The sequence below is a fragment of the Pseudoalteromonas luteoviolacea NCIMB 1944 genome, assembly GCF_001625565.1.
In the GTDB taxonomy this organism is placed as follows: Bacteria; Pseudomonadota; Gammaproteobacteria; order Enterobacterales; family Alteromonadaceae; genus Pseudoalteromonas; species Pseudoalteromonas luteoviolacea_F.
The window spans coordinates 235,696-257,498 of the sequence record NZ_AUXS01000064.1 but is presented as its reverse complement, the minus strand read 5'-3'; the positions used below and the strand labels follow the sequence as shown (position 1 = coordinate 257,498).

The following is a 21,803-nucleotide window of genomic DNA, read 5'->3' as shown; positions in this document are numbered from 1 at the left end:
ATGAAAGAAGGGAAGAACGAAAGCAGTTTCCAAACCCCGTTATCCTGACGAAGGTCAGGATCCATTTGCTGTTGACTCAAAGTGACTCTCAGCCTGAGCTTGATTCAAAGCTAACATGCTCCAAAAAATAACCGCATATTTGCCAGTACAAAGCTTAAATACGTTGTCTCAAGGATAAGTGTGCATACTGGAATTGTTGTAATTAGGTGTAATAGACAGTAATGATAAGAAATTGCTAAATTAAAAGGTTTTGTGAATTATTTGTTTTTGGCACAGCCAGAATTTATCCATAAAAGTTCCCAAAACCTGAGCTAAAACACTATAAATAGTGTGGGAAATCGTGTTTAATGATGGGAAACTATAAAATAATTAATACAAAGTTATTTGTTAATAGTAATTAGTTAGAAGTAAGCGGTTAAAGGACTTTTAAATCGCGTATAGCAGGACCTATCAATGTCAGTAGTAGTCTATACGTGCCACCGCAGAGTATTATTTTTTAAGGTGAGCGATGTCCGAGTCTACTTTCCATTATTACAGTCAACATGCCCAAGAATTTGCAGATGCTACTCTGAATGTAGATATGCAGCCACTGTACACGCCTTTCTTACAAGCACTGCAAGATAAACCCAATTCGCAGCAGCATATTCTCGATGCAGGATGTGGCAGTGGCCGTGATGCATTGGCATTCAAAAAGCAAGGTTTTCAGGTAAGCGCGATGGATGCCTGTCCTGACTTCGTTGAAATTGCTTCCAACCTGCTAAACCAACCAGTGCAACACGCACGCTTTGAATCATTCAATCACGTTGCAGAGTTCGATGGTATTTGGGCGTGTGCCAGTTTATTGCATGTTGAACATCGCAACTTACCAAGCGTCATGCAAAACCTTGAACAAGCACTCAAGCCCAAGGGGGTCATGTATGCCTCCTTTAAACATGGGCAAGGTGAACGAATGCACGGCGAGCGGCACTTCTCAGATCTCGATGAAGAAGGCTTAGCGCAGTTGCTTGAGGGGCTACCTTCATTTGCTGCCATCAAAGTGTGGGTGACTGAAGATAGGCGGCCCGGGCGAGAGAATGAACTTTGGTTAAATTGTTTACTTAGGAAGGATTAATTAAGTGAATAGTTTTAACCAAGGAAGAACACATCAATTAAACACCCAAAAACAACTCTATACCGGAGGGGATGATCCGCTCCTTCCTGCGCTGCTGCAAGCTATCGAACACGCTGATGAGATAGAAATTTCCGTTTCTTTTATTCAGCGTTCAGGGCTCAATTTACTGTTTGATGCCCTGTATACCGCGCTGAATAATGACACGAGCCTCAAACTACTTACCTCTGATTACTTAGGCTATACCTGTCCGCAGGCACTAAAAGCGCTTATATCTCTACAAAGTTTGGGGGCTGAGCTGAGGGTGTTTGAGACTAAACCCCAAGATAGCTTCCATATGAAGTCGTACATTTTCACCAAAACACAGGGTGAAGACGGCCAGATATATGGGGGCAGCGCGTTTGTTGGCTCGAACAATATTAGTAAAGTGGCACTGACAAGCGGGCTAGAGTGGGCTTTTAGGCATGACTACTTGCCTGTTGCGCCAAACACTAACGATGATGCTTTTTTTGAATTTAAGCGGGCGTTTGAGGCCGTATTTAATCATCCACAAGTGACTAGCCTAACTGGTGAGTGGATTGAACAGTATCACAAGCGCAGAGTTAAACCTGAATTTCGCGCTGTGACTACAGATACCAATGAAGAACCATTTGAGGTGTTCCCCCCAAGGCCCGAGCAGCAAGCAGCATTAAAAAAGCTTGCCCAAACCAGAGCCAATGGCTATAAACGCGGCCTTGTGGTACTTGCAACTGGCATGGGGAAAACTTGGCTCGCGGCACTGGATGTACAGCAGGTAAAAGCTAAAAAAATCTTGTTTGTTGCGCATCGTGATGAGATTCTCACACAAGCGGCCAAAACCTTTGCTCAGTTGCTGAGCTGCACAGTTGGTTTTTACAACGCAAAGTGTAAAAACATCGAGTCGGATTGCTTATTTGCATCAGTTCAAACTCTCGGTAAAGCCAGTAATTTAGCTAACTTCTCGGCAACGCATTTTGATTACATCATCATTGATGAATTTCATCATGCGAGCAGTAAAATGTATCGCAATGTCTTGTCGTATTTTACCCCGCAGTTTTTGCTGGGCTTAACCGCGACGCCAGAGCGTACCGACCAAGCGGATATTTTGGGCTTGTGTGACAATAACCTCGTGTATGAGCGTAATATGGTGCAAGGCATAGATGCGAAAACGCTCGCGCCATTTCATTATTACGGCATTTGGGATGAAAGCGTAGACTACACCGCCATTCCATGGCGAAATGGCAAGTTTGACCCAAAAAGCTTAGATAATCACTTTGCCACAGAGCAAAGAGCCAAACATGCGTTACAGCACTATCGTAAGCTTGCACAAACGCGCACGCTGGCGTTTTGTATTTCCAGAGTGCATGCCGATCATATGGCAGAGTACTTTAATCAGGCGGGGATCAGCGCAGCGTCTGTACACGGTGACTCAAAAGTAAAACGTTGTGAAGCGCTCGCACAGTTGGAGTCGGGCAAGCTACAGGTGATATTCAGTGTCGATCTATTCAACGAAGGCACTGATATTCCGAGCATTGATACCGTGATGATGCTCAGGCCCAGTGAGTCTAAAATTTTGTTTATGCAGCAGCTCGGCAGAGGGCTCAGACAATGCCCTGATAAAACCCATTTAGTGGTGATGGATTTTATTGGTAATCACCACAGCTTTTTAAACAAACCCTATGCCTTGCTCGGTGCACACTCTCTCAAAGAATTGGCGACAAAACTAAAGCACAACGAGCAAAACAGCACATTACCCGATGGCTGTTTTATTAATTACGATTTGGCCATTACTGACTTTTGGAAAAAGCTTGCTAAAGCGCAGCGCACCACCGCACTTGAAGACTATCAAAACCTTGCTGAGTTACTCGGCCATGGCCCCAGTGCCAGTGAGTTTTACTATGAATATGGCGATATTAAAAAAGCCAAGCAGCAGGGCAGTTGGTTTGAGCTGGTGGCAAACGTAGGATTTAGTAAAACCATCACCTCAAAGTGGCTTGCACCTTTCCAAGCATTCTTACATAAAGGTGTTGAGCAAACACCCATGACAAAATGCTTTAAAGCTATTTTGCTGGAAGCGTTTGTTGCATTGGACGGGGTTTCAAATCCCCCCAGCTTAAAGGTATTGGCCGATAAAAGTTACGATGTACTGATGCACTACCCGCAGTTGCGTGCCTTAGACATTGCTAAAAAAGATCAAAGTAAAACCAAAGGCAGTGCAGCTTGGTTTAAGTATTGGTTAATCAATCCGATAAATGCGTTTACTGACATTACCAAACCTGCGCACAAGCGCAAAGAACATCATTGGTTTGTGGTTGAACAGCCAGAAAATACACCCATTGAGGATGCGTTATTTAAGCTTAACATCGAGGTTAATGAGCAAGATGTAGCACAGCTTTACGACTGCACACTAGAGCTAAGCCAATATCGACTTGCTAATTATCTCAAAAGTAAAAGTGATAAGTTAGCCGAGTTTGAAAAGCAGCAAGCTAATAGCAACATTCATCAAGAGGTTGAGGGCAAAAACGACAGCTCAATAGGCGCTGAATTAATCTCAGCGGATGAAGCCGATGTTGTTCAGCTGCCATATTTCCCAAATTTAAAAATCGCGTGCGGACATTTTAAAACGGGCGACACCAGTAATATGACAACCCTGCCAGCCCCTGACGGCTGCGGTAAAGTCGACCCTCAAAAACACTTTTTGGCGCACGCCAGCGGCAATTCCATGAACGGCGGCAAACACCCTATTTTAGATGGTGATCTACTCCTACTTGAGCGCATCACACCCGATAATGCAGGCTCGATCACCAATACCACCATTGCCATAGAACGCTTTGACAGCGCAGGCGATGAGCAATTTTTATTACGCGATGTACAAAAACAGATAAATGCGCAAGGTGAAGTAACTTACCTACTTGTGGCAAGAAACCCAGAGTATGCAGTAATGGAAGCCAGTGATGAGTTTGTAACGTTTGCGCGGTTGAGAGATAACATGGGCTAGGTGAAAATTTAATGGACAATTTGAACAGATTAGTGATGCATATAGCGAAAAGAGCGGAGAGGAATAATGATGATTATTTAGTAAAATCATTTGTTCATCTTGACCATATTTTCTCTAATTTATGTTTGGGTGAAAACCAATTGGTATACGGTAGGAGGGGAACAGGTAAAACCCATTTACTAAAGTACTTGGCAAACCATTTGTCTGAAGAAAATATGTGTGTGATTCAGCTAGATTTAAGGCTGTTAGGCTCTACAGGAGGCATATTTTCTGAATCAAATATCCCTGTTTTTGAAAGAGCTTCACGTTTATTTTGTGATATTTTGTGCGACATTCATGAGCAATTGCTCTCACTTGTCCAAAATGGTAACGAGGAAGATTTATCATTTACTAAAGCCATTGAGCTTTTAGACCAGTTTATAGACCTCGCGACGAAAGTGACTATTGAAGGTGAAAGCAGTTTAGAAAAATCAAAAGTAAATTCAGATACTTTAAACAATACATACACAGCTAAATTGACGTCGGCTCCGTTGTTCGAAATGGCAAGTTCTTCTGGAAGCACTGAGTCTGTTTCGACTAGTGATAAATCCACTTTTAGTGGTGTAGAGAGAAGAAAAATACATATATCTTCAATAACAAAAATAATAAAAGAGATTGTCTCTTTATTCCCTTCTAAAAGGCTTTGGATATTAATTGATGAATGGAGTGAAGTGCCATTAGACATACAACCATATTTAGCCGATATCTTCAAAAGGACATTATTTGGCATCCCTTCTGTAAACGTTAAAATTGCTGCAATAGAACACAGAAGCAACCTGCGAGTAATTAAAGAGGGTGTTCCTATTGGTATCGAAGTTTCATCTGATGCCGCCTCGTCGATTAATCTAGATGAGTTTATGGTTTTCGATAACGATAAAGAGAAGGCAATAGAGTTTTTTAGTGAATTAGTTTTTAAGCACTGCTGTGCACTAAATCCATCAGTTGTTACAGATAAAAGTACGTTTTTGTTGGATCTGTTTGGTTCTAAAATTGCGGTTGAAGAGTTTGTTAGGGCTTCAGAAGGGATTCCAAGAGATGCTCTATATATAATTTCTGACGCCGCGATGCATAGCTCTGATGAAAAGTTAAAGGTTACCAAAATCAGAGATTCTGCCAGAAAATGGTTCCAGACAAATAAAAGCAAGGATATAAACTCTAATGAAGAAGCTCTAAATATGCTTGATTGGATAGTCAACAAAGTTATAGGTATGAGAAGGTCAAGAGGCTTTCTTGTTAGAGCTGAAGCTAAAAACACCACCTTAGATTTTCTTTATGATTCAAGAATTCTGCACCTTATCAAGATGGGAGTCTCTGCTAAAAGTCACGTAGGAAAGAGGTTTAATTTATATTCGTTAGATTATGGCTGTTACGCAGATTTGTTAAAAACAAAAGATGAACCCAAGGGCTTGATAATTGATGACAATGAGTATATCGAAATCCCTAAGATAGACTTTCGTTCGGTAAAGGATGCTATTTTAGATGTAAATGACTATCGCAAGAATACAGCTCTGCCGTTTCTTACATCGACAGATGAGATTCATTTACAAGCAAAATTTAATGGAAAGGTTTCTAAAGATCTTAATCTGGGGAATATTGAATTACTAAAGTGCCTTCCGAGTAATATAAGCGAATTGAAAGTAAAAGGTACGGTTTATATTCCTATAATATTTATTGGGTTAGTGATAAGAGATGGAATGGGCTTCAAAGAGAGTACTGGTTCTGAAATTACCACTTCATACAATGAAAATGTACAATGTAGTGTTAAAAAGAAACCAAATAATATATCTAGAGCATTAAGAGAAAACGAAGTTGTAATGGAAGAACCTTGGTTAGTAATAAAAGAAAACTTTGATGGGAATAAATTCGGTCTTAGCCAAGATTGGAAAAAGTATTGGAATGATTATTTTGCTACTACAGATTCGTTTGACTTTTAGTAATTTAAATAAAGCTGTAGTGTTAGTCACCCAACCGCCAACTTCCCAGCCTCATGCCATAACTCACTTGGCATGGGGTGAAGTAACTCCCACGTAATATCCATTGGCTGACTGCCTGTATGCGTTACATATCGCACCTCACCAAAATTGACGAAGCCCATGGTGCGACCGTTTTCATCTTTGTTTTGCTCTCGTACAAATAAGTAGATGCGCTTGCCAGTTTTTTGGTGGGTAATATAGCTCAAGCCTTTGCCTCGCTCAGGCCTTGCGCTGTTTTGTGATTGCCAATGAAAGCGGGTGGGGCTGATGGCAAAGTCTTTGTATAGTGTGGTTGGGGAATAGGTTTTCTCGCATTTAGTGAGGGTCACAAATAACAGCTCGATATTGTGACTTTTAAGCTCTAAAACGCCTTCACGTGCAGGTGACTTTTTCTCAAAGGTGCTTGCGCCAATCGCTGCGAGTATCTGCTCACGAGAATATCGGCTATGTAACTGTAAGGCTGTATTTGGTAAGCCCGACAGTGATTGCTCTTGGTGATGAATACGGTTTATTAAAATGTTGAGCACGTCGCTGAGCTCAGCTTGTAGTTGCTTATTGGCAAGTGCTTTTAAGCTAGTTGTTATGTCTTGGTGTCCTATTTGCTCACCGGTTTTTTCCCAAAAGTTGTAGTGCGCCATTAAAGCAAATGCAGTGCTGTTTGGCGTGTTTTTTAGCTCAGTAAAATCAAAGTCATGGTTACATAAAGACCGTAAAAACTGCAAGTAACTGAGTGAGTTGCATGTAATTAACTGGATATTAATAGCGCGGTAGTAGGCTTGTATTTGAGCTTGTTCAAGCTCCGATGTTGCATCACTTTGATTGGTTAGCCAATGCCATCCACCTAATTTACCTTGAGAGAGCTTATAAACATCTTCTAAAGTCACACTTGGGTTAACTTGTAAGAAGTTAGCGAGTGTGAGCGGTAAGTTGGTGTCTTGATGGTAGCGGTTGAGCAGTGCTTGCAGTCGACGCTTGTTGTTTATGGCACCTTTAATATTTTTAAGAATGATGTCTTTACTTTGTTTTTGTAACTCAATGCGACAACCTAAAGGCAGATGTGCAAACCCGCTTTCAATCTCTTGGCTGATTGACGTATTGGTTTTACCAACCAACGCTCTAAACTTGCTGGCAAAGTCATATTCAGGTCGTGCATTACCCACAAAGTCTAAAACGGTACAGCATTCTTTATCTTGGGTTAGGCGCAGGCCACGGCCAAGTTGTTGCAAAAATAAAGTTAAGCTTTCTGTTGGACGTAAAAATAGCAGGGTGTCGACCTCTGGAATATCTACGCCTTCGTTAAAAATATCAACCACACATAATATTTGAATATCACCTTGCCTGAGGGCTTGCTGTTTATTGTGTCTGTCATTGGCATTGTCACTGGTTAGTACATCACTGCTAATGCCTTTTAAGTTAAATTGCTCGGCCATAAATATGGCATGTTGCTTACTAACACAAAATGCCAAGGCTTTGATGGTGCGCACGTTCGTGACGATGTCCGCTAGGCTTTGCATGATTTTTAGGGCACGATGGTCGTTTTGAGTGAATACGTGTGTAAGCGCACCAACATCGTAACGGCCACGTTGCCAAGAAACACGGCTGAGATCCGTGTCATCATCAATGGCAAAGTATTGAAATGGGATCAAATAGCGATTATTGATGGCTTCAGGTAATCGAAGCTCTGCGGCAATGACATCATTGAAATCACTGAGAATGTTGCCGCCGTCTTGCCTTTCGGGCGTTGCAGTTAAACCGAGTAAGATGCGGGGTGTAAAATGATTAATCACGCCTCGGTAGCTGTTTGCTGCGTTATGGTGTACTTCGTCAATGATAATGTAGTCATAAAAGTCGGCAGTGAGGTTAAGCGACTCTAATTGATTATTGAGCGTTTGGATTGACGCAAACAGGTGGTTAAAGCTGCTTGGCTTGTGTTGTCCGACCCATAGTTCGCCAAATTGGTTGTTTTTGAGTACAGCGCGATATGCTGAACGCGCTTGTTTTAATATCTCTTCTCGATGGGCCACAAAGAGTAATTTCGCTTGTGGGTTTTGCTTTAAAAATCGCGCAAAATCGAACGCGGAGATCAAGGTTTTACCAGTGCCTGTGGCTGCAACTACTAGGTTTTTATATCGACCGTGTACGCTTCGTTCAGCACTGAGCTTTTCAAGCATGGCTTTTTGATGCGGTTTTGGCTGAATATCTAAATAAAAGTGTGAGGTATCAGCTTGTTGACTCTTTGCGACATTGAGCGCTTGCGTTAATTTGTTTTGGCAAGGGGCTTTACCTGTATAGCGCTCAAATTCGTCAGACTCCCAATAGGTTTCAAAGGTGCTAAGTGCTTTTTGAATAATGTGTGGGATCTCTTGGTTGGTGACTTTTAAATTCCACTCTAAACCGTTAGACAATGCGGCTTTTGATAAGTTGGACGAGCCAATATAGCCGGTGTGAAAACCGTTATCTCTTAAAAACAAATAGGATTTGGCATGTAGGCGTTGGCTATCATTGTTGTAGCTGATTTTTACTTGGGTGTTTGGCAAGCTGGCTAAAAAGTCGATGGCTCGCTGCTCAGTCGCGCCCATGTAAGAAGTGGTGATTACTTTTAACTGTTTACCGCTTTCAACATAGCGCTTTAGTTCTTCTTTAAAAATGCGCAGCCCTGTCCAGCGTATAAATGAAACCAGCCAGTATATGGTGTCACTTGATAAGATCTCTCTTTTGATTTCGCTTTCAAGGGAAATTCCTGCGTTTGCTCCAGAAAATAGCTCACTTTGGCTCAGTCCAGTTTGTGGGAATATGTCTTTGCTGTAGCTTGGTAAGTCACTCGAAATTGGGTTTTGCTTGTCAAACAGGGCCGTGAGGATGCGACCTTGTGAATCAATGAGGTTTTCACTGATTAATTGCTCGTCTTTGATGTGATTTTTTAACCAAAATACCAGTTTATTAGCCAGTTCGATTTGCTTGGTGATGCGGTTGTCATCACTATTTGGGATGGCATCAATGGCATTGGCGACCAGTTTTGAGAGAAAGCGAGATAGCCACACAGAGGCTTCGCTTGATTCAAGCTGACGTTCACCAATGTAAAATTGTTCGCGGTTTAAGTTTTGCTCTACCACTTGGGTAATCAGCTGCTCGTAAATGCCAATTTGCTGCACGACCAAATCCTGTTGTTTTTATTCTAACTAATTGATAGCGAATGTATCTTATCGTTTTTTTAATGAGTGGGCCAGGAAGTACACAAATAAGTGCTAACCCTTTCTGTGCAAAAAGAATGATAACGATTGTATTCGCCTCCTGAGTGCGGCATTGCGTATCAATGGGTAAAAGAGTAACGTTTAGTAGCTATTATTATCCAATATAAAAGGGACTTCTTTTGATACACTCCATGGCCCGAAAAACTATCTTAGCTTTTTCACAAAATACACTGAATCAACCTGATTATAACTACATTGAAGGTTTTTTAGTCGGACTTGCAACGCTTGGCACTGAGGTTCGGGTTGATGAATGGTTAGTTAATATATTTGGTGACTACCAATCAATTAATAGATACCAACTGGAAGCCTTAATGGAGCTGTGTGAGCAATGCCAGATTACTGTGGCTAAAGCAACGTATAAGTTGCCAAAACAGTGTGTGCTATCAAAAAATGATATTGCAACGTCTCTAGATGAAGAAGCGCCTTTACCTAAATTTTGCACTGGCTTTATAGCAGGCCTCAGTACCGTATTAAATGATGTAAAACTGTCTGCCGAGCACAAAGAGGCCATTGTTGAAACACAAGCTTTTTTTGCTGGGTTTACTAGCCTTGATAGGGCAAAGCTGATGTTTTCTTACTCTGAGCCGACTCGAACTTTTGAGCAAGAAGCTTTATTGGCAAAAAGAAGATTGGCCTCAACAATACATGCTCTTTCCGATACGTTAAGTATGTTGCCGTTTGATATTGATGACTTTGCAGATTCAGAATTTAAGGGAGTTGATTACAATGAGTTTAGTGACGAAGCACTAGATGCCAAAGATGATGCCGTCAGTTTCTTGCTTCAACTAGATGATGTTGACTCTCTGTACTTACTTGATGAATTTCTTAATGTAGAAGAGCAAACTTTTATAACACCTGCGTTCAAACAACAAAACGAAGGGCATTTCTGGCTTATTCATGAGACTCGGCCTTATATGGCTGTGCGTTTTCACAAAGCTAGGTTACTGTTTGAAAGTAACCAATTCCAAAAAGCATGCACCGAGTTAGAGGCGTTGTTAAAACTTAACCCGAATGATAATCAAGCCTGCCGCTATTTGTATGCAAACTGCTTAGTCTTGCTAAAACAATGGGATAAGTTAAAGGTATTGTTGAGCGAATATGAAGATGGTGGGATTTTTATGAGCGCTGCCGATGTTTTGATGCGATTTGCTTTAGAAGGGGAGTCTGCTGAGCTAAATGCGATTAAACAAAGCTTGATAAAAGCAAACAAACACTTTGTAAAAATTTTAACAGGACAAGAAAAAGTTAGACTTCACGATGTGTTAGGTTACACACTTGGTTCTAAAGAAGAAGTTATCACCTATATTGAAATGGGCGGTAAAAAAGCATGGCTAAGCGTTGAGGGGAGTTTATTTTGGTTACGGAATAAAAAGAAGTAGTCTTTGTTCTTAATTATAGAGCTTAAACAGTCAGTATTTGCAAAGTTTAAAAGTAAGCGATTTTGTCTCCCTCGTCATCGCTGGCTTGCCCCGCAATTTATTTCGTTGGTTAATGACCCTGAAACAATCTCAGGGTGACAGGGATGAGGATTGGCGTGTTTTTATCAAGTGTACTTCTGTATGCTGAAGGTGTTGCGACTTAAATCCTGTTGCTGATAGCCTATGTAATAGGTTTGTTTAGTATGATGAAGTACAAGCGATAGAGGTCGGTTTAAATGGTTTAATACTATCGAAAAAGGCCAAGTATGCATCTCTTGGCCTCAATCCAATACTTATAACTATATTATGATAGAACAAGTATTCTCTCTATACTGCTTAAGCGTATTATTGCACAGTTTGATAAAATGGGTCAGTCGGTTGGTAAGTAGTACTACCACCGGCTATTTGAGGTGTAGCCTCAACCGGTAATGCTGTTTTATTTTTTGATAGTTTTTTTAGTGGCTTTTTATTTAACTTAACTTTCATTTTCAATTCCTTTATTTTTTATTATCGGTACTTAAACTAACAAGTGTAAGTTAAGAGGTCAATAAGTTGAATTAACAACGAGCTTAAAAGGTCAATGCCGTGCTCGCGCTGTGTGTGGAAGTCGTTGGACAAGGTTTGTCTCTAAGCTGCTTAAGCGCATATAGTATAGTCTGTATAAATAGGCCCTGAAACAATCTCAAGGTGACAGGGATGAGGAGTCTTGCAGGCATGTGCTCGGTGCAGGCTCCTCGATTGAAGCAATTTTACTCCTGAGTATAAATATAGCCCCAAAGCGGCATTGCCAAGTATCTGTATTTGAGATTCAAATTCTGGATGGGTTTCATCACCATTCGAGGCCAATATAACTGCCGACTTATTAGTTTTATTTATGGCAAAATAGCTAAACACGCCGGGATCTCCGCCATCAGGGTGGATATGTTCATGGTCAAGAAACCAAAAATAGCCAACGCCTTCACTACCTCCTGTATTCGGGGTGTTGGTTAACGGGCTTTGACGATCTGGACAATTTAATTAGCCAAACATTGGCGTTATCTCGATATAACCGGGCAATGGACATCACCCACTTTGCGAAGTGCCACCTTGCGGGCAAATTGAACGCGAATTAGAACAGCTCCGCCAGCAGCTTAGCAATCTAGAAATTGACTATACTGTAGACAAGGTATTGGCAAAAAGTCAGCTGTTTTTGGACCGTCGAGCATTACTGCGAGCATTGAACAACTTAACGTCAAATGCCTCGCATTTTGCCAATAACAAGATAAACGTGTGATTGCTACTCGTTGAAAATTCATGTTTATTAATCGTTGAGGATGATGGCCCGGGCATTGAGCAAAACCAATGGGCGCGCATTTTGAATTACGCTCGCCACTTGAGATCACCACCTGATTGATACATTTGGCAGTGTGGCTGTCACAATGTCGTTGCGACAACTTCGTTGAAGGAGAGAGGATGAATCTATTGGTACGTTTTTTATTTTCCATAACCATTGTCATTGTTGTGTTTGTCGTCTCTGCAACCCTTGCTGGGGTGATTGCCGATATCGCTGGAGTTTGGAAAAAGCCGAACATTGGCGGTGTGGCGGCTGCATGTGTGGTGTTTGCTGGGTATGCCTCTGCGCCAAAGCATAAGCTAATATCAGCATCTGTGTGGCTGATTATCGGGGCGGTTGCAGCGTGGGTTTTATCGAGTGTATTTATGTACGCTGAAGATGCTGCTACGCAATTGCCTTTGTTGATCACGTATGCAAGTGGTGCTTTGAGTTTGATGTTATGTTGGCTTTGGCATAAAAGGGCGTTAACGACAAGCACCGACTAAGCCGATACTCATCGTTAATCGAGATTAAACAGTAAAACAGACCTTTTTATAACTCATTTTTGTTTTGGTATCGTAACTTGCCACCGACCCAGGTTTGCAGAACAGGTATATCGCGAATTTCTTTTGGATTCTTAATGCTTAATGGATCTTGCTCTAAAATCACATAGTCAGCTAGCTTGCCCTCTTCAAGGCTCCCAAGCCATTGGTCGGTATGACACTGCCATGCGGCATCATAGGTGATGGCGCGCAATGCTTGGTCACGAGTAATGCATTCGGCTTCATTGAGAACAGCGCCCTCAGGAGATCTTTCCATAATTCGGGTTACCGCTTGTTCCATCATGCGCAGCGGCCCCAGTGGACTTACTGACAAGTCACTGTGTAATGTGATCCGTGCGTCAAGGTCTATCATGGTCTGACAGCGATCTAACAGTTGCGCTTTTTCCTTAAAGATCACTTGATCAAAAGCATACCCCCAGTAGCCAACATGGCCAATTAGAAAGCTCGGTGAAATTCCCAGCTGTTGCATACGTTTGGCGCTCAAATCATTCAGCAACGAACAGTGTTCAATACGATGGCGGCGCTCAAGCCCAGATTGTCCATTGAGCGCGTTTTCATAAACATCCAAGGTGATGTCTATGGCGTGGTTACCATTGGCATGGATAAGCATTGGCCAACCTTTAGCGATTATATTGTTAACCATTGTTTGAAAGTTAGGTTTTTGCGGCTCTTGATCAGCTGGTGGTGAAGTAACAATGGCAACCTCTTCGGTTTGCTGCTCTGTAACAGTCGCAATTACCTTGGTATTTGAACCTGAAACTAAAGCAACCTTCTCGGTTTGTAGATCTGTAACAGTGGCAATCACTTCGGAATGTGGATCCGCAACCCCTTCGGTTGTAGGCGATACACTAAAATTAAAAATACCGTAGTTATTTTTTGGGTTACAGCTGTATTGCTCACTTTGATACCCAGTAAGTCCCTGATTGGAGCCATCTGACACTAGTTTAACGGCCGCTTGAAATGGTTGGTTCAAGTCTACTCGTTCAAGTGGCTTAAAGGGGTGAATATCGTCTTCGGTACTTTGCACGTTGGAGCACAGCTTTGCGTAGCCGACGCGTGCACGTTGTGGGGTGAGAGCTTGATAAGCTTTGAGCACGATTTCCATAATGGGCTGCATACCAGCTTCAAGCATCATGGTGACACCACGCTCATTGGCAGTTTTAAATATATTGCTGATATTCTTTGGCAAGTCTTCAATAATTTGCGCTTTTTGTGACAGTGGGATAGCGTCAAAACCGTAGCCCATTTGATCCAGCTCTTGTAAGGCACCTTGTTTCTTAACCAATTCGGTCAACTCATCACGTTCACTTTCGGGGAATTTACTTACGATCTCATTTAACGCAATAGTGTTGATGTAAGCCGTGTGTAATGAGGCTGCTAGCCAAAATACAGCGCGATCAGGAAATTTTTGGTCTAGCCATTTTATGTCAATCACTTGTAGTTGATTATCAACAAAAGGCATCAGAGATGGATCAACATCGACTCCAAGCAGCCATTCGCCCTCTTTTAAGTGTTTTTCTGCTTCAAGGGCCACCTCGCAAATTGTATCTGGGCTATAGTCTTCTTTCAAACGCTGGCTATCATCTGGCTTATCATTGTAAGGTCCAAGCGGTGCCCAGCTCATCGTCATTGCTGTTGGGACAATATGCACATGTGGTTCAATCAATCCCGGTAAGAGGGTTTGTTGAGAAGAGAGCTCAATGTGATCATGCTCTTGCATTCCCAGTGCATGCATTTTTGTGCTGACGTTATCTAAGTCACCCACAGCAATTACTGTGTCGCCTGCAAAGCCAATAGCATCAACTTGCTCTGTTGAGCCATTTATCATTGGCCGAATTTTTCCACCAGAATACATAACCAACTCTTTCATAGCTTCTTGATCTGATGCTTGCTTATTGGCATAAGCTTGGTTAATACTGGTTTTTATTTTGTCTAAGCTTGGCTGGTTTTCAAATGAGGACCATAGAGGGTTGTGGCATGCGCACTGGGCGCATTCGTGGCAATCGTGATGACTCATAGTCGTCTTCCTTTTGTTTGCTTGATTGTGAGTGTTTAAAACTATTGCAAAAAAGCATACAACCAAACAGCGGTACATAAGTATTACACTGTGTTACAGGGAAAAAGTGTAGAGACGTGTGTAACTATTTCAGGAAGGTTTGATTAAATATCGGTGCATGATGGATATGCACTATATTATCTAGATTAAGGATGAACGAAAAATATGTTCACATGGAAGGATCCTATCAACAAGGTATGCATTATTGCTTTGTCGATATCGCTTTATTTATTTTTTGATGACAGGCAGTTTTGGTTTTTTCAAGCGAGCTCAGAGTTTGCAAATGATTCAAATAAACCAAGGGATACCGAAGCTGAACTCTCAGTGGTTGGCGTTGATATTCAGAGTGAACTCAATGGAAAGGATTCAGTTAAACTGAGAGAAATCGCGGACCACCAAACTAACCTGCGTCGTTATGGGCGGTGTCAGCCACCACTTGGCGGCAGTATCAAGTACCGGATAGAAAATGGCATTTATACGTGGGTAGATAGCAAAGGGATAACCAATTATTCGGATCAAAAACCTAAACATCATGCTGCGTTATACCAACCAAAAAACAGTCGGGTTTTGGATTACTTTGAGCTAAGGATCAAAGGAAAAACGGTTACTCATTCTTTCAAAAATGCACTCATTACGCGGCTAAATGCAATATTCAGAAGCTATACCAGTGTTATTGGGCTACAAGCCATGCGAAAGGTCACACTTAACATAGAGGTGCTGCCAAACAGGCGTGAGTATGAGCGAGTGGTGAAATCGTATGGTGGTGATGGCACAAACACAACCGGAATTTATTTTGGCAATAAAAATACCGCATTGGTAGTGCAACGGTCTTATGAACAAACTATGCAAACGGCGGTCCACGAAGCGGTGCATGCAATTAATCAAGCTGTAATAGGTTACTCGCCGCGGTGGTTAAATGAAGGGCTTGCCGAGTATTTCGAGACAGTAGAAGTAAAGATGCATCACGCTAAAATAAAACCACAATACTTCCTCAATAAACAGGGTCATATTGGTGGTAAGGTTGTCGCTCCTTTAGAACTTTTAAATGCGGAACATCTTTGGAGCACTGAAAACGCAGAACCCTTTTACAAAAGCAGCTGGGCATTCGTTCACTTTTTAATGTCTTCAAACTCGGGACGTCAGACGCTTAAAGATATCTTGTTGCAAGAGCAGTCAGAACCGTGTAGTTCACTCACTGCAAATCAACTAAAGGGTATAATGACAAATAATCAGCCCAATTTGGCGGCGGCTTTTCAAAAATATTTAAATCTTCCAATCAAAACGCAGCGCCTGTAATTCCCATGTTCTAATTCTTTTTTACTAAATAAGTCAGAGTGTTAAATTTTTAAGTGGATATCGCAAAAGACGGTACATGGATTGAGCGCAGTTCATTGCCGCTCGTGTACCAAAAAAAGAAAGGTGCATATTTTAACTTGAGTGCTACATTTATTTTACTCTGCTGGAGCTGTATCTCAGCGAAATAAGTGCGCACCGAGACTTATTTTGTTAACAGGTGCGTTTTTTTGCAGTAGTAAAAGTATCTAAAGGATATAAATATGAACTATTCACTTCACCCTTCAGTGGGCGTCGCAAGACTTGGAAATAGCGACGGTCAATTTTACTTGGCACCGGATCAAATTGGAGGGCTTCCCTACGAAGCTGATGAGTTGGGTAATAAAATAGACACCCCGGTAAGCCAATTTAAGGATGACGAGGGGCGGATCCGCAGACAAGGCCAGCCTTTTAAAATTATTGATGAAAACAATAATGAACTGACGCTATCAAGTGACAAGGTTAAAGCCATTACGTGGACCGTACATGTCGCAAACAAAAAAGCGGCATGGTATGAGTTTAATGAGTTGCAAGGCAACTTACTCTTCGGTGAAGACAACAGCTACAAAAAGCGAGGTACGCCTTGGCGCAATAAAGACGCAGACGATCGCCGCGCGTTGATTATTGACCCGGGCCCGAGAACCATTTCAGGTGCCAATGACCAAGCCAATTTTGATGAGGCGAGCGCGCCTAGTAATTACCCCGTGAGTTTTCCTCCTAAACCTTGTCAAGGCACAGAAGTTAAAACGCTGGGTAACATTTTAACGGACAATGAAGGGCGTTTAGTGGTCATCGGTGGTTTCGGTAATGCCGGTGGTAACGAGCCGCTTGAATCATACGGTGGTGCAGACACTTGGCATGACGATATTGCTGATGGGACTGTTTATTGCACAGTAACATTTAACGATGGCAAGGAGTTGAAACTATCTGCTTGGGTGATTGTTGGTTCACCTGATTTTGCGCCGGAAATTGTCAATATTTCCAATTTGAGCGACACCATGTTTGATGTTGCGGTTAGGGAGCAAAACCTATGCCCCGAGCTATTTCAAGGTGGTGAATTTCAAACATCTTATCCGGCCAACTATTATCGAGATATTGAGCCGATTATTCAGCGGATCAGCCGCTATCAATGGGTATCTAATGTCCAATCTATGTCGGCATTTGTGTCAAATATCTTTGATTTTAAAGATAACTCTGAAGACAATAAAGCAAACCGAGAGGCCTACTTTAACTATTTCAGACAGCCTGTTGACCCTGCAACCATGCAGCAAATCCCACCTCTAGAACAAACTAATCAGCAGCTATTTGAACATGGTACTGAAGGGCATTTACCCTTGATGCCTATGAATTCAGGTAGCAACTCAGTCAGTAACGCAGAGGATAATATTGTCGATAAGTTTTTGACGTTAACTCAAACGCAATACTTTTTACTGAGCCAATGGGCTGAGGGGAATTTCTCAAGTGAAAAGCCCGCAGAGCCTACGTCTGCACAAGATGATTTTGGTGTATTTTATGCCGATCAAAGCAGTGTCGGTAATTGTGTGGGCTTGCCTATGTGCCCAGGTATTGAGGTGACATGGAGCATGCAAAACCCTGCAGTATACGCGGCGCCTTATGTGATCAAAGACCAAAGTATGGGTAATGGCTTTCCAAGCGGCTTAGATCCAGAGCGCGATGAATGTGAAGGCGGTGGTTGCCAGCCAGGCGATTTAACTAAACGCATGGCGTGCCCGTGGCAGGCTGATTTCTTCAATTGTACTATTCAAAATGTGAACTTTACCGATCCTACGGTCAACAAAGTGAATGAAGGCACAGAGGAAGACCCAAATATGGTGCCGCTTGCACCAACGTATTATAGCTATTGGTGGCCACCACAAAGTCCGTGGGATGTGCTGACCAACCAGTATGATGACCAAAGTCTGACCCATTTGCCCGCTGGTCAACAAGTAAATTATGCTCGTGGTATTAATAGTTTTGTGCAAATGGTGGAGCATTGGTCAGCACTAGGGTTTATTCGCAACCAAAACACTGAAGAGCCAAACTTCCCATTTTTTACAGAATCGGAGCGAAACCACCAGTTATTTGCATACAAGGATGTCCCTGTATCTGATATCACAGGCAACCAGCAAGATGACGGCACGGACATTCCGGTGTTTTACATTCCAGATGATGTGAAAAGCCACCTTTCATCAGGGTGTGCAAAAGCCAAAGCCTTACTTAACGGACTTGAAAAGAAAATGGCACAGCCAATTACGGCAAAACCTGCCATTAAAAAAGTGCCGCGCAGTGGTACTCGCACAAGACGGTAATTGAGATGATAAATGCACATGAATGTGATGTGCTGGTTGTTGGCGCAGGCCCCGGCGGGGCCTGCGCTGCATTGAACTTGCTTAATCACACTAATTTATCGGTAATTATGACTGAACAATCCGATTTGCAACGGCTTCGAATAGGTGAAAGCGTATCAGCGAGTATTTTTTCATTGTTAGACTATTTGCACTTGCCAAGGGCGCAATTTGGGGCTAGTTGTTTTACACCTACTCAAGGCAATAGCGCTTTTTGGGGAAGTGATAAATCGGCAAATCGTCACGCGATTTTTGCACCTGATAGAGCAACCTTTCAAATTGATCGAGAAACGTTTGATTTAACGCTTGTTGAAAGTGTGCAAAACCGCGGCGGTCATGTATTCCCGCGGACTAAATGTAAAATGGTAACTAGGTTGCAGGACGGACGTTACTTGGTTTTTGCGAATCACCCTGAATTTGGCAAGTTTGAAATTGTATGTCGTTACCTTGTGGATGCGTCGGGTCGTAATTCTTCATTGAGTAAATCAATGGGGGCTCATGTAACTCAGTATGACAGGTTAACTGGCGTTGGAGCATTTTTTGAAACCACCAGCATGGCGCTAGAGCAAATCCAACTGATAGAAAGTGATGAGTTTGGCTGGTGGTATAGTGCAGCATTATCTCAGAAAATGTTAGTTGTCACCTACTTTAGTGATTTTGAATTCATTTCAAAAATGAAAATAAACCGCTCTGAACAGTGGCAGAAACATCTCACAAAGAGCATGCATATGTCTAAAAGGGTTGCGGGATCGCGACTTGTCGACGACAACCTCTGGGTTCGGCCTGCGGGCACACATTTTAGTCGCTTTACACACATTGAGCACTATTTGCCCGTGGGGGATGCTGCGTGTGCTTTTGATCCTATCTCTTCAATGGGCTTGGGGTTTGCCATGTCATCGGGTTGTCAAGCCGCGACCATCATTGGCAACTCATTAACACCCGAAGACTTCTTAAATAGAAGCCGTATTTACCAACAAGATTTAGAGAATCAGTTTGAGCAATATTTAAACTTAAAGCAGCAGTTTTACGGCAAAGAGCAGCGCTGGCATGACGCGCCATTTTGGCTCAAGCGCCATGAGTGTCTAAATCGGGTTGCTTGATGTGGCTGGCCATTCAACTATCAGTGAACAGTTTCTCAGATCAAAAACACTTGATCTAAGAAACTGCAACAGCGTGATATCCCCCTGCTAGAGTAAACTTAATATCTGTTTAGCGTTTTTACGGGCCAAGCAACTTTTTACCGGGTTATCCGAAAACGCTTTTTTAGATATTTCTACTTGCTCACCTTGATGTAAAGTATCGTCATTATAGACCTTCACTCGACAGGTCGTTTTGTCTTGTTTTTCGGTGTAAACGAGTTCCACTCTTTCTGCTTTCATAATTAAGTTTTTGTAGGGGTATCCCGCATTGGTGAAAATTCTTTCAACCTGTACCTGCTGAGCCGCTGATGTAAAAGTAATGAATGGAACTGCGAGTATAATTGCATATTTCATGATAAAAAGTCCCTATGTCTCTGGTTTCATCGCTAAGTATTAGATCCATTGGAAAAACTGACAAACGAGAAATTTTGTTCCATAGTTAAGTTTTAGTTAAGTGAAAATGAAATGAAATCACCACCATTTAAAGGGCTTTGGTACTTTAAAACAGCTGCAGAATTGGGCAGCTTTAAACAAGCCGCAGAAGCGTTATTTGTGACACAAGCTGCTGTGAGTCAACAGATCCGTATTTTGGAGCAGCAGCTAGGGTGTACTTTGTTTGAAAGGCAGACGAGGAAAGTGCTTTTAACTCAGCAAGGCCAAGATTTATTGCCATATTTGCACAAAGCTTTTGGGCAAGTTGAAATGGGACTGTCGATGTTAAAGTCAGATCCAAATCCAAACACTATCAGCTTATCTGTTTTACCCTCATTTGCTACGTGTTGGTTACTTCCTCGACTAACGAGCTTTAATAAAGCCTTACCAAGTTATCAACTTCGGATAGATCCAACCGAGCAACTGGCGGATTTTAATCACGAGGATATCGACATAGGGATCCGCTTTGGTTTGGGTGACTATCAAGGATTAAAAAGTGAATTAATTGCAAAAGATGAATTAGTTATTGCGTATCGTCCCGGACTAATAGACCCTCACAAACCACTTCGCGCGCAGCTGTCTAAACTCAACTTTATATACGATGAAGGACGTGACAATGAATTGGCTTGGCAAGCGCTGAGCTCGCAACTTGACTTAGAAGGTCACACATTAAGCAATTTGAAAATTGACAATGCGGCGCTTGTGCAACAAGCGACTGTCGCCGGACAAGGGTTCTCTTTATTGCGTAAACGCATGGTGGAACAGTCTTTGGAAATGGGGCAGTTAGAAATCTACCCCGACTTCGCTTGGTTATGTGAGTATAGTTACCATTTAGTTGCGCCAGAAAGCCATTTTGAATGGCCTAAATTCAAAGCATTTCGCGATTGGATTGTTGCTGAATTAAATGGGGTGGCGGCGCAATAGGTGAGGAATTCAAGATTGAGAAGCCTCCTATTTGAGAGAAAGTCCGAGGCTGAATTTCCACTGAGTTTACTGACTTGGCTTTGATATCCAAACATGATTTCACAGTAGTTGTAGGTAAGCTCACATCGCCATTGTGGGCTCGCCTCGCAATCCATGTATTAGTGTAAAGCGCCGTTTGTGATGGGCCCTGAGTCAAGCTCAGGGTGACGAGTTTAGGGCTGGGGGATGAGGTTAAGGCTGGATGACGGTGTTAAGGGCTTGGGGAAGAGGTTGGGACAGGAAGACGAGGTTGGGACAGGAAGACGAGGTTGGGACAGGAAGACAGCGTTGGAACTGGGTGACGTCGGATGTCGGGAGTTACCATAGTGCTTAGCATTTGTATCCATCGTCATTGTGGGCTTGCCCCGCAATCCATGTTTTAGTGTAGTGCGCCGTTGTTGATGGACCCTGAGTCAAGCTCAGGGCGACGAGGTTAGAGCTGTATGACGGTGTTAGGGCTGGGGGGCGAGGTTGGAACAGGGAGACGAGGTTGGGACAGGAAGGCGGCGCTGGAACTGGGTGACGTCGGACGTCGAAAGTACCGTAGTGCTTAGCATTTGTATCCATCGTCATTGTGGGCTTGCCCCGCAATCCATGTTTTAGTGTAGCGCGCCGTTGGTGATGGGCCCTGAGTCAAGCTCAGGGTGACGAGGTTGGGGCTGGGGGGGACAGGAAGACGGCGTTGGAACTGGGTGACGTCGGACGTCGAAAGTACCGTAGTGCTTAGCATTTGTATCCATCGTCATTGTGGGCTTGCCCCGCAATCTATGTTTTTGCATTCGCAGCTCCGTTGAGATTGGAGTATAAAAGATGAAGTACAAATTACTGCCAAATATTTGAACCTTGGCTAGAATTA

General features: G+C 42.6%; 14 protein-coding genes. 9 read left to right on the top strand and 5 right to left on the bottom strand.

Features of this window, described 5'->3' with window-relative positions:
* Positions 1–508 precede the first annotated feature (508 nt).
* Genes N483_RS21915 through N483_RS21905 form a run of 3 tightly spaced genes read left to right on the top strand, consistent with a single transcriptional unit; the run spans position 509 to position 6,097 of the window.
* On the top strand, positions 509–1,111 hold the full coding sequence (locus N483_RS21915) for a class I SAM-dependent DNA methyltransferase (protein WP_023397954.1): 603 nt from the start codon (positions 509–511) through the stop codon (positions 1,109–1,111).
* A gap of 4 nt (positions 1,112–1,115) precedes the next feature.
* Entirely contained in the window at positions 1,116–4,124 is a 3,009-nt protein-coding gene (locus tag N483_RS21910) for a DEAD/DEAH box helicase family protein (RefSeq protein ID WP_023397953.1), read from the top strand.
* A gap of 11 nt (positions 4,125–4,135) precedes the next feature.
* Positions 4,136–6,097, top strand: coding sequence for an ATP-binding protein (locus N483_RS21905; protein WP_023397952.1), 1,962 nt, complete (start codon positions 4,136–4,138; stop codon positions 6,095–6,097).
* 26 nt (positions 6,098–6,123) lie between these two features.
* Here the strand turns inward: N483_RS21905 and N483_RS21900 are convergent, their stop codons facing one another.
* Positions 6,124–9,288, bottom strand: coding sequence for a DUF3427 domain-containing protein (locus N483_RS21900; RefSeq protein WP_023397951.1), 3,165 nt, complete (start codon positions 9,286–9,288; stop codon positions 6,124–6,126).
* 230 nt (positions 9,289–9,518) lie between these two features.
* On the opposite strand from N483_RS21900, the gene N483_RS21895 reads away from it, so the two are divergent.
* On the top strand, positions 9,519–10,766 hold the full coding sequence (locus tag N483_RS21895; protein WP_023397950.1) for a UPF0149 family protein: 1,248 nt from the start codon (positions 9,519–9,521) through the stop codon (positions 10,764–10,766).
* A gap of 384 nt (positions 10,767–11,150) precedes the next feature.
* Here the strand turns inward: N483_RS21895 and N483_RS27125 are convergent, their stop codons facing one another.
* A complete protein-coding gene (locus tag N483_RS27125) occupies positions 11,151–11,291 on the bottom strand; it encodes a hypothetical protein (RefSeq protein WP_023397949.1) in 141 nt (46 codons plus the stop codon).
* A gap of 966 nt (positions 11,292–12,257) precedes the next feature.
* On the opposite strand from N483_RS27125, the gene N483_RS21885 reads away from it, so the two are divergent.
* Positions 12,258–12,623: a hypothetical protein gene (locus N483_RS21885; RefSeq protein WP_023397948.1), complete on the top strand. Its 366-nt coding sequence runs from the start codon at positions 12,258–12,260 to the stop codon at positions 12,621–12,623.
* A gap of 46 nt (positions 12,624–12,669) precedes the next feature.
* On the opposite strand, the gene N483_RS26705 is transcribed toward N483_RS21885, so the two are convergent.
* Positions 12,670–14,697 (bottom strand): amidohydrolase, encoded by a 2,028-nt coding sequence (locus N483_RS26705; protein ID WP_023397947.1) that lies wholly within the window; start codon positions 14,695–14,697, stop codon positions 12,670–12,672.
* 204 nt (positions 14,698–14,901) lie between these two features.
* Here N483_RS26705 and N483_RS21875 point away from each other — a divergent pair, with 204 nt between their 5' ends.
* The 3 genes from N483_RS21875 to lodB all read left to right on the top strand — a co-directional run bounded on the left by N483_RS21875 (position 14,902) and on the right by lodB (position 19,513).
* Complete coding sequence (locus tag N483_RS21875) at positions 14,902–16,032, top strand: DUF1570 domain-containing protein (RefSeq protein ID WP_023397946.1); 1,131 nt, start codon at positions 14,902–14,904, stop codon at positions 16,030–16,032.
* Between the two features lie 260 nt (positions 16,033–16,292).
* Positions 16,293–18,377, top strand: coding sequence for a CTQ-dependent lysine 6-oxidase LodA (lodA, locus tag N483_RS21870; protein WP_023397945.1), 2,085 nt, complete (start codon positions 16,293–16,295; stop codon positions 18,375–18,377).
* A gap of 5 nt (positions 18,378–18,382) precedes the next feature.
* On the top strand, positions 18,383–19,513 hold the full coding sequence (gene lodB, locus N483_RS21865) for a lysine-epsilon-oxidase maturase LodB (RefSeq protein ID WP_023397944.1): 1,131 nt from the start codon (positions 18,383–18,385) through the stop codon (positions 19,511–19,513).
* Between the two features lie 87 nt (positions 19,514–19,600).
* Here the strand turns inward: lodB and N483_RS21860 are convergent, their stop codons facing one another.
* A complete protein-coding gene (locus tag N483_RS21860) occupies positions 19,601–19,906 on the bottom strand; it encodes a hypothetical protein (protein ID WP_023397943.1) in 306 nt (101 codons plus the stop codon).
* Between the two features lie 111 nt (positions 19,907–20,017).
* Here N483_RS21860 and N483_RS21855 point away from each other — a divergent pair, with 111 nt between their 5' ends.
* Positions 20,018–20,908, top strand: coding sequence for a LysR substrate-binding domain-containing protein (locus N483_RS21855; RefSeq protein WP_023397942.1), 891 nt, complete (start codon positions 20,018–20,020; stop codon positions 20,906–20,908).
* Between the two features lie 638 nt (positions 20,909–21,546).
* Here the strand turns inward: N483_RS21855 and N483_RS27120 are convergent.
* Positions 21,547–21,726: a hypothetical protein gene (locus N483_RS27120; RefSeq protein WP_023397941.1), complete on the bottom strand. Its 180-nt coding sequence runs from the start codon at positions 21,724–21,726 to the stop codon at positions 21,547–21,549.
* Between the last annotated feature and the right edge of the window lie 77 nt (positions 21,727–21,803).